At 73.0% G+C, this 12290-nt stretch carries 10 protein-coding genes and 1 pseudogene; 6 read left to right on the forward strand and 5 right to left on the reverse strand.

The window, feature by feature from the left end; genetic code table 11:
• From H1A17_RS12260 to H1A17_RS12280, 5 genes are all read left to right on the forward strand, one after another.
• On the forward strand, positions 1-984 hold the full coding sequence (locus tag H1A17_RS12260; protein ID WP_145919324.1) for an ABC transporter permease: 984 nt from the start codon (positions 1-3) through the stop codon (positions 982-984).
• Between the two features lie 12 nt (positions 985-996).
• A complete protein-coding gene (locus H1A17_RS12265) occupies positions 997-2181 on the forward strand; it encodes a substrate-binding domain-containing protein (RefSeq protein ID WP_240762823.1) in 1185 nt (394 codons plus the stop codon).
• Between the two features lie 5 nt (positions 2182-2186).
• Entirely contained in the window at positions 2187-3056 is an 870-nt protein-coding gene (locus H1A17_RS12270; protein ID WP_194821909.1) for a sugar phosphate isomerase/epimerase, read from the forward strand.
• 171 nt (positions 3057-3227) lie between these two features.
• Positions 3228-4304 carry a cellulose-binding domain-containing protein gene (locus H1A17_RS12275; RefSeq protein ID WP_145919326.1) on the forward strand — a complete coding sequence of 359 codons (1077 nt, stop codon included), beginning with the start codon at positions 3228-3230 and terminating at the stop codon, positions 4302-4304.
• Between the two features lie 223 nt (positions 4305-4527).
• Entirely contained in the window at positions 4528-4965 is a 438-nt protein-coding gene (locus tag H1A17_RS12280) for a cold-shock protein (protein WP_145919327.1), read from the forward strand.
• Positions 4966-5009: 44 nt separating this feature from the next.
• Here H1A17_RS12280 and H1A17_RS12285 read toward each other — a convergent pair whose 3' ends face one another.
• From H1A17_RS12285 to H1A17_RS12305, 5 genes are all read right to left on the reverse strand, one after another.
• Entirely contained in the window at positions 5010-6590 is a 1581-nt protein-coding gene (locus tag H1A17_RS12285) for a hypothetical protein (RefSeq protein WP_194821910.1), read from the reverse strand.
• Entirely contained in the window at positions 6590-6913 is a 324-nt protein-coding gene (locus H1A17_RS12290) for a YciI family protein (RefSeq protein ID WP_145919329.1), read from the reverse strand. Before H1A17_RS12290 ends, H1A17_RS12285 begins: the two co-directional genes overlap by 1 nt.
• A complete protein-coding gene (locus H1A17_RS12295) occupies positions 6910-8232 on the reverse strand; it encodes a hypothetical protein (protein WP_194821911.1) in 1323 nt (440 codons plus the stop codon). The genes H1A17_RS12290 and H1A17_RS12295 overlap by 4 nt, the downstream gene beginning before the upstream one ends.
• Before the next feature lie 43 nt (positions 8233-8275).
• On the reverse strand, positions 8276-10543 hold the full coding sequence (locus H1A17_RS12300) for an SDR family oxidoreductase (RefSeq protein ID WP_194821912.1): 2268 nt from the start codon (positions 10541-10543) through the stop codon (positions 8276-8278).
• Positions 10544-10834: 291 nt separating this feature from the next.
• Positions 10835-11029, reverse strand: a complete 195-nt coding sequence (locus H1A17_RS12305) for a hypothetical protein (RefSeq protein ID WP_067305353.1) — start codon at positions 11027-11029, stop codon at positions 10835-10837.
• 329 nt (positions 11030-11358) lie between these two features.
• On the opposite strand from H1A17_RS12305, the pseudogene H1A17_RS12310 reads away from it, so the two are divergent.
• Positions 11359-12290, forward strand: a pseudogene (locus H1A17_RS12310) (hypothetical protein); the annotation flags it as partial.

The following is a 12290-nucleotide window of genomic DNA, read 5'->3' on the forward strand; positions in this document are numbered from 1 at the left end:
ATGTCGACCGTCGCGCGTCGTGCGCTGTCCCCGATCCGTCTGCGGGTACGCCCCGGCGGGGTGCTGCCGATCCTGGCCATCCTCGCGGTGCTGCTGGTGCTCGTCGGCATCCGGCAGCCCGGCTTCCTCGACCCGCCGTCGCTGATGTCCTTCCTCGGCCGGTCGGCACCGGTCATCCTGCTCGCCGCCGGCCAGTACTTCGTGATCGTCTCCGGTGAGTTCGACCTGTCGGTGGGTTCGCTGGTCACCGCGCAGGTGGTGGTGGCGGCCCGGCTGATCGACGGCGATCCGGCCCGGACCTGGCCGGTGGTGCTGCTCCTGCTCGTCTTCGGCGCGCTGGTCGGGCTGGTCAACGGGCTGGTCACGACGCGCCTGCGGGTGCCGTCGTTCATCACCACCCTGGGCATGTTCCTGATCCTGGTCGGCGCGGTCTACCTGTGGTCGGACGGCGCGCCCAAGGGCGGGCTCTCCGAGGAGTTCCGCCGGTTCGGCCGCCGGGCGGTGGAGGACGTGCCGCTGCTCGGCCGGGTGCCGTACGCGCTGCTGGTCCTGGTGGTCGTCGCGGCGCTCGCCGTGCTGCTGATGCGGTCGGACTTCGGCCGGACCCTGGTGGCTGTCGGCGACAACCCGCGCACCGCGCAGCTGAGCGGGGTACGCGTCTGGCGTACCCGGACGGTCGCCTTCGTCCTCAGCGGGCTCGCGGCGGCCGTGGCGGCGATCCTGCTCGGCGGCTACAGCGGGGTGTCCTTCCAGGCCGGGGCGGGCCTGGAGTTCGGGGCGATCACCGCGGTGGTGCTCGGTGGCGTGGCGCTCGGCGGGGGCCGTGGCTCGGTCGTCGGCGCGATGCTCGGCGCGCTCACCCTCGAACTGCTCTTCGCGCTGATGAACTTCTACGGCGTCTCCGGCGCCCTCAGGTCCACCGTCCAGGGCGCGATCATCCTGCTCGCCGTGGCGGTCTCGGCTACCCGTTCTTCGTCTCGATAAGGGGAAACCATAGTGCGACGTTGCCTGGCGGCGCTGGCCGCCGTCACCCTGCTGTCCCTGACCGCCTGCGCCACCGACGAACCGGGCGCGGGCCCTGCGGGCGGTTCCACCTCGGCCGCCGGTTCGGGCACCGGGGAGCAGTCGAAGTTCTTCGTGCAGGCCGACTACGACGCCGAGTTGGCGCTGCTCGGCGCGACGCCGACCGGCCCGGCGGACAAGCCGTGGGAGCAGATGCTCAACCCGACCATGGTGGACACCACGAAGTTCAAGAAGGCCGGTCCGCACAAGCTGTGCTTCTCCAACGCGGCGTTGAACAACCCGTGGCGGCAGGTCGGGTTCAAGACCATGCAGGCGGAGGTGGCCGCTCAGGGCAGCCGGATCAGCGAGTTCGTGCACGTCGACGCCGAGGGCAAGGACCAGAAGCAGATCGCCGACATCAACGACCTGCTCGGCAAGGGCTGCGACGCGCTGATCGTCTCGCCGAACACCACCGCCACGCTCACCCCGGCGGTCGAGGCGGCCTGCAAGGCGGGGCTGCCGGTGGTCGTCTTCGACCGTGGGGTCAGCACGAAGTGCCCGGTGACGTTCGTCAACCCGATCGGCGGCTACGGTTTCGGCCACGTCGGGGCCGAGTTCGTCAGCCAGAGGATGAAGCCGGGCGGCAAGGTCCTCGCCCTGCGCATCCTGCCCGGTGTCGACGTGCTGGAGACCCGCTGGTCGGCGGCGAAGGTGGCGTTCGACAAGGCGAAGGTCGACGTGGTGGGGGTGGAGTTCACCGACGGCGACCCGGCCAAGACCAAGAAGATCGTCGACGACTACCTCCAGCGGTACGGCACCATCGACGGCGTGTGGATGGACGCCGGTGCGGTCGCGGTCGCGGCCGTCGAGGCGTTCCAGGACGCGGGCAAGCCGGTGCCGCCGATCAACGGGGAGGACCAGCTCGACTTCCTGAAGGTGTGGAAGGACAAGGGCCTGACCGCGATCGCGCCGACGTACCCGACGTACCAGTGGCGTACGCCGGTCATCGCCGCGCTGCGCATCCTCGACGGGCAGCAGGTGGCGAACCCGTGGAAGCTGCCCCAGCCGACCATCACCCAGGACAACCTGGACCGGTATCTCGACCCGGGCATGCCGCCGTTGCACTACGCGATGTGCGGCTGCACCGACCTGCCCGGTTACCCGCAGCGCTGGAAGTAGGCCCGGTGTACGTCTTCGGGGTGAACCCCTGGGTGTGGGCGTCGCCCGTCGACGACGGGGCCCTCGCCACGCTGGTGCCGCGGATCGCGTCGTTCGGCTTCGACGCGGTGGAGCTGCCGATCGAGCAGCCGGGCGACTGGGACCCGGCCCGTACCCGGCACCTGCTGGCCGCGCACGGTCTGGTCGCGGCGGCGGTCTGCGCGGTCACCCCGCCGGGGCGGGAACTTGTCGACGCCGCCCCGGCGGTGGTGGAGTCGACGGTGGCGTACCTGAAGGGGTGCGTGGCGGCTGCGGCGGCGGTCGGTGCGCCCTGCGTGGGCGGCCCGGTGTACGCCTCGGTCGGGCGTACCTGGCGGATGTCACCGGCGGCGCGGGCGGCCTGCCACGCGGACTTCCGGCGGGCCCTGCGGCCGGTGGCCGAGCAGGCCGCCGGGTGCGGGGTCGGCATCGGGGTCGAGGCGCTGAACCGTTACGAGACGAGCGTGGTCAACACCGTCGCGCAGACGATCGAGCTGATCGACGGGTTGCCGCCGAGCGTCGGCATCATGATCGACACGTATCACATGAACATCGAGGAGTCCGATCCGTACGCGGCTCTCGCCGCCGCCGGCCCGCACATCAAGCACGTCCAGGTCAGCGGCACCCACCGGGGCGCCCCGGGGTCGGACCACTTCGACTGGCCGCGGTTCTTCACGGTGCTGGGGGAGACCGGGTACCGGGGTGCGGTCTGCATCGAGTCGTTCACGGCGGAGAACGACACCATCGCCACCGCGGCGGCGATCTGGCGTCCGCTGGCCCCCTCGCAGGACCGGCTCGCCACCGACGGCCTGCGGCACCTGCGGGCGGTCACGGCGGCCGTGCCGGCCGGGGGATAGGGCGTTCGGGGCGGCCCGTCGGGACGTCTCGTCGGGGTGGCCGGACCATCGGCCGGCCACCCCGACGTCCTGCCGGCGGCAGGACTCTCGTCCTTGTCTTGACAAGGCAAGCGGAGCCGCAGGACAGTCGTCGTACTTATTGATACCCAACGATTTATGGCGGGGTGTGCCATGCGGAAATCGCTGACGGCGGTGGTCGCCGTCGTTGTTGCCCTGGTCGCGACGATGGCGGCGGTCTCGCACGCCAGTACGGCGAACGCCGCCGCCGGGTGCCGGGTCGACTACGCCGTCACCAGTCAGTGGACCGGTGGCTTCCAGGCCGACATCGCGGTCACCAACCTGGGCGCGCCGGTCAACGGCTGGACGCTGCGGTTCGCGTTCCCCGCCGTCGACCAGCAGATCGCCCAGAGCTGGAGCGCCACCTGGGCCCAGACCGGCCAGCAGGTCAGCGCGACCAACCTCAGCTGGAACGCGACCCTGGGCACCAACGGCTCGGCGAACATCGGTTTCGTCGGTTCCTGGTTCCTCAGCAACCCCAAGCCGGCGGCGTTCACCCTCAACGGGGTCGCCTGCACCGGCGGCGTCGTGCCCAGCGTGACGCCGACCCGCACGACGCCGCCGCCGGTCGCCGACTACCCGGCGATCGTCACCTGGCTCAGCCCGGCCGCCGGGGCGGTCTACACCGCGCCGGGTCCCGTCCCGCTGGCGGCGACCGCGACCGTGGGCGGCGGCCACTACATCACCGGGGTGTCGTTCCGGGTGGACGGCGTCACGGTGGCCCAGGGGACGAGGTCCGCCGGCGACCGGTTCGACGCGTCGTGGACCCCGCCGGTCGGGGCCCCCGGCACCAGCACCACCTACGTGCTGAACGTCTCCGCCGGCACCGACCAGTCGCTGTCCGGTGGCGCCCCGCCCCGGCTGGTCACCGTGGTCACGCCCCCGACCAGCGGGGCCAACCAGCCCCCGGCGGTGGCACTGAGCACCCCCGGCGGGCAGACCTACTTCCTCGAACCGACCACCGTCACGCTGGTCGCCGACGTCACCGACGCCGATGCCGGGGACGCGGTCGACCGGGTGGAGCTGTACCTCGGCGGGACCCGGGTGGCCGCGACGCCGACCCGCAGTGGACAGCGTTTCCAGTTCCAGCTCGACCTGGCGGCGGCCACGTCGTCCACCTTCACCGTCCGGGCGTACGACACCCACGGTGGTGTCGGCATCTCCAACCCGCTGACCTTCACCGTCCGGTAGTCCGGCGGCGGCGTCCGCGCCCGACCTGCCCGGACACCGATTTCCTAGGATGCTTTAGAGGGTGTGCCCCGCGTCACCGGCGCGGGGCACACCCGTGACCACACGACTGCGCCCGAGTAGGGGTTCCGGAGCGCGCCCCGCCCACTAGCATGGGTGCTGCGCCGGGGACGGCACGGCGAAGTCTCTGTTCTGGTGGCTCTTGTTTCGTGGGGTGGTGGTCGCGGTGGCGGTCGGTACGATTCTCAGCTTCGACGACGTGAAGGGGTACGGCTTCATCAGCCCGGAGGGCGGCGGTGAGGACGTCTTCGTGCACGCGAACGACTTCGGCGACCAGCGCCCGTCGGTCGCGCCCGGGATGCGGGTGGAGTTCGAGTCGGTGGAGGGCAACCGCGGGATCAAGGCGCTCTACGCGCGCCTGCTCAACCCCGGTGCCCCGGTCGCGTCCCGCCCCTCGGCGTCCGCCGCGTCGACCGTGACCCGGCTGCCGGTGACCGACCGGGGCGACGACGACGAGTGCGACGTCCTGACCGCCTTCACCTTCCGCTCCAACATCACGGACCTGCTGGTGGAGCAGGTGCCGACGCTCACCGGCGCCCAGATCAGCCAGATCCGGCAGCACCTCACCCAGTTCGCCCGTTCCCACGGGTGGATCGAGGACTGACCCCCGCCCGGTGCGGGCCCACCACCGGCGGGCCCGCACCGGCGTCAGCCGGCGGCGTAGGCGTACCGCGAGGTGCGCTCGGCGAGCCAGAGCCACCGACGCCGCACCTCGCCGCTGGTGGCCGCGACCATGCCCAACGCGTCGGCGGACACGGCGGCCAACGCCGCACCGCTCGCCGCCGGATCGTCGAGCAGCGCCGCGCCGTCGCGGAACGCCTCCGCCTCGGCCGCGCCGCCGAACCGGGGAGCGACCTCGTCGCGCCAGAAGTCCGCCCAGGCCAGCTCCGGGTCCCAGGAGAACCGGGCGTACGCCAGGTAGCTGATCTCGTTGGTCGGGTGGTACGCGGACGGCTCGGCGAAGATGGTCAACCCGCGCATCCCGGCCGCCCCGGACCGGCCGGCCATGTCGGCGTACATGTCGGGGACCCAGGAGTGGCGCTGCCGGTTCCACTGTGAACCGGCGTGGGTACGCAGCACGTTCGTGGTGTGCGGGAGCCGCTCGACGTGCGCGGCGGTCAACCGGTCCCGCTGGTCGTACCAGAAGGCCCGGTTCACGCAGTACTGGTAGGCGACGTCGTCGGGCAGGTCGGCCAGGGGCTTCTGGGCGTCGAGGTCGAAGATGTTGTCCCAGTACACCTCGACGAGGTGGCGCAGCGGCACGCCGGCCGGGCCGGGCCGCCGGGCCGTCTCCAGCAGCGTCGGGTACACCGACCGCATCGCCTCGTACGACCAGGAGGTGCGTTCGCCCCCGGTGCGGGTGGCACACCGGGCGCAGGCGCAACTGCCGTAGTCGCCGGTCTCGAAGTTGATCCCGCCGACCGGCAGGGTGTCGAGCAGCCAGTCGATGGCGTCACGGTGCCAGGCCAGGTTGTCCGGCTGGGACGGGCAGGCCGCCATCATGTACTCGCTGGCCGGGAAGTGCAGGTCACCGAACTCGTCGATGTCGAAGCCGACCTTCTTCGGCAACTCGGCGGCGAGGTCGGGGCGCTGCCGCAGCCAGGTGGCCAGGTTGTAGCGGTGCCGGCCGTCGAAGTAGATGCCGCCGTAGGCGTTGATGCCCACCCCGGCGATGATCCGCACCCCGCGCGCGTTGGCGTACTCGCACAGGTCACGGGCCGCGGCGACGCCGCCGTGGGCGTCGCGCAGCAGCCCGTACACGACGATGCCGCCGATGCGTTCCCGGGAGCAGAGGTCGACCAGGCGGCGGTAGTCGGCGCCGAACGCGTCGGCGGACTTCGCGTACGGGTTGAGCGCGCCGATCTCCTGCTGCCCGAGCTGACGGAGGTCCCAGTTGGTGGAGTGGTCCCAGGTCCACAGGGTGCGCAACGGCAGCCCGGGGGCGCTCACCGTGCTGCCCATCGGCAGCCCGGCGGGGGTGGCGGCGGCGACCAGGGCGCGGGCGGCGTACACCAGGCCGGCGAACGGGTCGCCGACCAGCCGGATCTCACCCTGTTCCGGCACGTCGACGCGGTGTCCGCCCTCGGGCAGCGCCGGGTCGGCGACGAACCGGACCGGCACCGCGTCGGCACCGCCCTCGCCCCACGCCGCGCGGAGCAGGTCGGCGGCGAACGGGGCGTGCTCGGCCCCGAGCACCCGTACCCCGGAGAGCTGGCGGAACGACGTCATCATGACCTCCCGATGGTCGGTGCGGTGGCGGCCAGGTAGTCGACCACGTCGATCGCGGTCCACACCCCGTGCCGCCAGTAGGGGTCCTGTTCGAGACGGGTGCGGGCGGCGGGCGCGTCGGCGGCCCGCAGCACCAGCACCGAGGCGCGCAGGTCGGCGCGGGCCCCGACGACGAGGGCGGTGCCGTCGGCGAGCAGGTCGCGCATGTGCGCCAGGTGCGCGGCCCGGTGCGGTTCCCGCCGGACTGCGGCGTCGGCGGCGAACGTGGCGGTGACCAGGTAGGTCGGTACGAAGCGCAGCTCCCCGGTGGCGGTGTGGCTCACGTGTCGGCTCCGATCGCGCCGAGCAGCCGCTGCATGGCGACCCGGTAGACGGTCTGCGGGCGGCCCGCGCCGGTGCTGACGTGCACCCCGACCTCCTCGGCGAAGCCGGCCGCGCGCAGCGCGTTGAGCAGCCGGCGGGCCGAGCGGGCCTCCACGCCGTACGCGTCGGCGAGGCTCCGGGCGGTGATCTGGTCGGGGTCCATCTGGTGCAGCGCCTCCAGCAGCCGTCGGGTGGACAGCGGGCCGATCCGGAGCTGCTCGGAGACGCGCAGCATGCCCGGACCCGTCTCGCGCAGCCGGGGACGCACGGCGGTCTGCCGGCTGGAGTGGACCTCCCCGTCGGGGAAGACCACGTGGGTGTCGCCGCTGTGCCGGCCCAGCGCCAGGGCCTTGCGGGCGTTGTCCTCGGCGGCGGCGATGGTGGTGCCGGCGCCGAAACCGACGGCGTGCTCGACGTCGACGCCGCGCAGGGTGAGCAGGGAGGCGTGCCCGTCGCGGTGCCGGGCCAGAGCGCTCTCCACGGTGCCCCGGGTGGTGGTGATCAGCATCGTCCGGTCGTCGACGGTGGCGAGCCGGCCGCGCATCCGTTCGGCGTGCTCCAGCAGCGCCTCGCGGACCCGCAGCCGCTGCCGTTCGGCCTGGTACGGGTCCTGCGCCCGCTGGGTGGGTGCGCCCAGGTCGACCATCATCACCGCGATCTGGGTGGCCCGGGACTGGCGTACCTCGGCGGCGAGCCAGGCCCGGCGCAGCGCGTCGCGGACGGAGGCGCGGGTGTGCTCGACGCGCCACACCGGCACCCCGCTGTCGGCGAGGTCCCGGTGCACCGCGCCGAGGCAGGTCAGGCACGCCTCGACCGCGCCCGAGGCGTACCGTTCCCGGTGGTAGGCGGTGATCTCGTCGAGGCCGGAGAAGAGCAGCCCGGAGGAGTCGGCGATGGGCAGGATCTCGGTGGGCGGCTCGACCTCGATGTCGTGGTAGGTCTCCCGGACGGTCTCCGCCTCGATGGTGTCGACGCTGACCCGGGGCAGTCGTCCGCCGGTGGTCAGCAGTATCCGCGACAGGGTGCGGTAGAGGTCGATGCCGGCGTGCCGGACGTAGTCGATCTCGGCCCGCAGTTCCCCGGTGGCCGTGGCGAAGGCGTACGGGATGCGTCCGGTGAACAGCAGCACCTGGCACATCTCGTCGAGTTCACGGGCCAGCTCGGGCGCCTGCTCCGGCCGGGTGTACGCGCGGGTGGTGATCGCCTCCGCCCGGCCCTCCCCGGCCGCGACCTCCCGGACGAGCCGGATCGAGTCCTCCGGGCCGATGATCCCGATCACAATGCCTCCACGTGGTGTGCCGCTGCCCTGGTGGGTGGGGTGCTCAGCCGGTACAGACCGTGCCGGTGAGGCCGGCGCTCGCCGACGACGCCAGCAGGACCAGCGCCGAGGCGACGTCCTCCGGGCGACCCAGTGTGGCCTCGACGGCGGCGATCCGTCCGCCGTCGGCGCCGTTGGCCAGTGCCTCGGACAGCGACCGCCGCATCAGTGGCGTGTCGATGTCGCCGGGGCAGAGCGTGTGCACCCGGATCCCCTGTGGACCGAGCTGGCGGGCCAGTGTGAGCGCCAGACCGTGCAACCCTCCCTTGCTCGCGCCGTAGGGTACCGAGCCGGAGCCGTTCTGCACGCCCGCCTTGGAGCCGACCAGCACGAGCACCCCGCCGTCGGGGAGCAGGTGCCGGGCGGCGTGTTTGGCGACCAGGAACGGCCCGGTGAGGTTGACGGCGATGACCTGGGCCCAGAGCGCGACCGGCACGTCCCGTACGTCGAGGCCCTGCCCGCGCATCACCCCGGCGACGTGCAGCACGGCGTCGATCCCGCCGAGGTCGGCGGCGGCGGCGTCGAGCGCCTCGGCGACCTCGGTTTCGACGGTGACGTCCACCCGGTGCGCGTAGGCCCGGCCGCCGGTGTCGCGGACCTGCTCGGCGGCGGTGTCCGCGCCGGTGGCGTCGGCGTCGAGCACGGCGACGGCTGCGCCGGCCGCCGCGGCGGCGGCGAGCGCCGCCTCGTGGCCGGCGGCGACGGTGAGCAGCCCGGCCAGGCTGCCCAGCAGGCCGGGCACCTCGTCGGCGCGGGCGAGCAGCGCCCCGGCCCCGTCCTTGCGGCGCAGCCCCAGGGCGAGCGCCTCCTCCCGGGCCTTCCAGGTCGCGGCGTCCTTCTCGGCGGCCCGCTCGGTGTCGGCCAGCGCCCGGACGGTGGCCTGCGCCCGCTCGTGGGCGGCCACCGCCTCGGCGTGCCGGTCGTCGAGTTCGGCGTTGTCCCGATCGGCCTCGGTGGACTGTTCGGCCACCGCGTCCAGCTCGGCCTGCGCCTGGTCGGCGCGGGCCAGGGCGTCGGCGTGCGCGGCGGCGAGCCGCTCGATCTCCTCACCGGCGCTGGTGGTCCGCGCCTGCGCCGAGTTCACCTGCCCGGTCAGCCGGGCCAGCCCCTCCCGCCGGTCGGCGATCGCCTTGGCGGCGGCGACCAGTTCCCGTTCGGCGGCGGCGAGCTGGCGTTCCAGCTCCTGCCGGTGCTCGACGGCCTCGGCGAGCCGGATCTGGTCGTCGGTGAGCGCCGCGCGCAGCTCCTCCTCCTGCTCGCGGACCCGCTGCGACTCGGCCTCCAACTGGTCGGGGTCGCGGCCGGGGCGCTCGTCGTCGCCGGTGGCGCTGAGGTGACGCAGCCGTTCCCGGGCCAGTTGCTCCACGGAGCGGAACCGTTCGGAGAGCGCGGAGAGCTTGTACCAGGTGTCCTGGGCGGCGGCCAGCAGCGGCGCGTCCTCGGCGAGCGCCGCTTCCAACTCACCGAGCCGGCCCTGCACCTCGGCGTGTTCGCCCTCGATCTGTTCGCGCCGCTCCCGCAGCGCCGTCTCGTCGGCGATCTCCTTGTCCAGGGTGACCCGCAGGGTGTGCAGGTCGTCGGCGAGCAGCCGGAGCCGGGCGTCGCGCAGGTTGGCCTGGATGGCGGCGGCCCGGCGGGCCACCTCGGCCTGCCGGCCCAGCGGCTTGAGCTGACGGCGCAGCTCGGCGGTGAGGTCGGTCAGCCGGTTCAGGTTCGTCTGCATCGCGTCGAGCTTCCGCAGCGCCTTCTCCTTGCGCTTGCGGTGCTTGAGGACGCCGGCCGCCTCCTCGATGAACGAACGGCGGTCCTCCGGCTTGGCGTGCAGCATGCCGTCCAGCCGGCCCTGGCCGACGATGATGTGCATCTCCCGGCCGATGCCCGAGTCGCTGAGCAGCTCCTGGATGTCGAGCAGCCGGCACGAGTCGCCGTTGATCTCGTACTCGCTCTCGCCGGAGCGGAACATCCGGCGGGTGATGGAGACCTCGGTGTACTCGATCGGCAGCGCGCCGTCGGTGTTGTCGATGGTGAGGGTGACCTCGGCCCGGCCCAGCGGTGCCCGGCCGGCGGTGCCGGCGAAGATGACGTCCTCCATCTTGCCGCCGCGCAGCGCCTTGGCGCCCTGCTCGCCCAGCACCCAGGCGATCGCGTCGACGACGTTGGACTTGCCGGAGCCGTTCGGACCGACCACGCAGGTGATCCCGGGCTCCAGCTTCAACGTCGTGGCGGAGGCGAAGGACTTGAACCCCTTCACCGTCAGACTCTTGAGATGCACCTGTCCGATCCTCGTCCGGTGGCCACCGCAGGCGTCGCGGGCTGCGCGGACCTGGTGAACCCGCAGACTAACCCGTGGGTACGCGGTGACCGGCACGCGACCCGCCCCGGCACCGCCGCCCGACCGCCCGGGCGGGGGTGGAATTGAGCGGGGTGTGCCACGCCACATCGGTTCACAAGATCGTGAATTGGTGAGCGGGGAAATATGTGGCGGACAGCACTGCGCGCCGGCACAAAAGTGTCGGCGCGCTTTTTCGCGGTGGTGCTGTTCAGTTTTCTGCGTACCCGAGGATCAGGTGAGCGCCGGCTCGGCCAGCCGGAGGAGGTCGTCCACCTCCGCCGCAGCCGCCGCGAGCCGATCGTTGTCGGCGCGCAGGCGCGTGATCTCGAACTCCAGGGCCTGGACCCTGGAACGCAGTCGGGTGACCTCGTCGAGCAGACGCCGGTCGGGCGCTGCACCTACGTGGCCGTAGAGGGCCTTCGCCATGCTGACTCCTTGATATGCGCTGCCGGAAAAGCCGGCCAACGCGCGCCCATTTCGTGTTCGCGACTACTACCAGGCCACCGAAATCCGGGCGTGGCTGGGCGCGACTGGCGACACCTACATATTGAGCGACAACCCCTCGTTCGTCAAGTTCTCGCAGGCCGTAGATCATCTCCACGTCTGCCCTGTGCACTTGCCGAGGGGGCCGCTGCACTTGCCGAGGGGGCCGCAAGGCTCGGACACTCTCTGTCCGGACTCCTTGACTCTACGCCTTCCCGGCCGGGTACGGTGACCCTGAACGGTCGTCCCGCCTTAACTCTTCCTTAGCCACATTGCCGCTCTTCCGTGGCCGCCGTAGCGTCACCCCGGCCCGCAAGCGACCCGTGGAGGCGACAGGCGTGTACGGCTGGACCGATCCGAACGACCCGGACGCCGCATACCGACGGCCGCAGCCGTCGACGGACGACCCGGCCTGGCTGACCGACCGCCCCGCCCCCCGCTCGGCGTACCTCTTCGGCGACGAACCGGCCGTGGACGCACCCGCACAGCCGGGCCCCGGCGGGACGGACGCCGCGACCGGGCCCGCCGGTGGCGCCCCGGGCCCCGCCGCCGACCGGTGGGCTGACGCGCCGCACGGCCGGCACCCGGCCGGGCCGGGGCAGGGCGGCGAACAGGCCGGGGCATGGCAGGACGAGCAGACCGGACCGTGGCAGGGCGAGCAGACCGGCTGGCAGGACGCACCGACCGGCCGGTGGAACGCCGGACCCGCCGGGCAGTGGGCCGCCGCCGAGCAGACCGGCGCCTGGCCGGACGACCGGGCCGAGCAGTGGCCGGACGCTCGGGACGAACCGGCCGGACAGTGGCCGGACGACCGGACCGACAGGTGGCAGGACGAGCGGACCGACGCATGGCAGGGCGAGCGGACCGGCCCGTGGCCGGCCGCGCAGGACAACCGGACCGGGGCCTGGCAGACCGCGCAGGACGACCGGACCGGACAGTGGCCGGACGGGCAGGCCGCCTCCTGGCAGCACGCACAGCCCGGCACCTGGCCGGCGGGCCACGGCGAGCCGGACCACCCCTGGCAGGGCGAGCAGGACGACCGGACCGGCCCGTGGCAGGGCCAGGCAGCCATCGGACCGGGCCAGGCGGCCGCCGGGCAGGGCCGGCAGGAGCCGTGGCAGGGCCGGTCGGACGGGTCGTGGTCCGGTGACGGGGCCGACCGGTGGGCGCAGCCGCAGGCCGGGCCGGGGCACGACGGGGTGGA

This window comes from Micromonospora sp. S-DT3-3-22, from assembly GCF_015354745.1.
In the GTDB taxonomy this organism is placed as follows: domain Bacteria; phylum Actinomycetota; class Actinomycetes; order Mycobacteriales; family Micromonosporaceae; genus Micromonospora; species Micromonospora wenchangensis.

Bases quoted from the DNA above. Each gene is read 5' to 3' on its own strand.
- H1A17_RS12260 (WP_145919324.1), top strand. From the start codon at position 1: ATGTCGACCGTCGCGCGTCGTGCGCTGTCCCCGATCCGTCTGCGGGTA.
- H1A17_RS12275 (WP_145919326.1), top strand. From the start codon at position 3,228: ATGCGGAAATCGCTGACGGCGGTGGTCGCCGTCGTTGTTGCCCTGGTC.
- H1A17_RS12285 (WP_194821910.1), bottom strand. From the start codon at position 6,590: ATGACGTCGTTCCGCCAGCTCTCCGGGGTACGGGTGCTCGGGGCCGAG.
- H1A17_RS12305 (WP_067305353.1), bottom strand. From the start codon at position 11,029: ATGGCGAAGGCCCTCTACGGCCACGTAGGTGCAGCGCCCGACCGGCGT.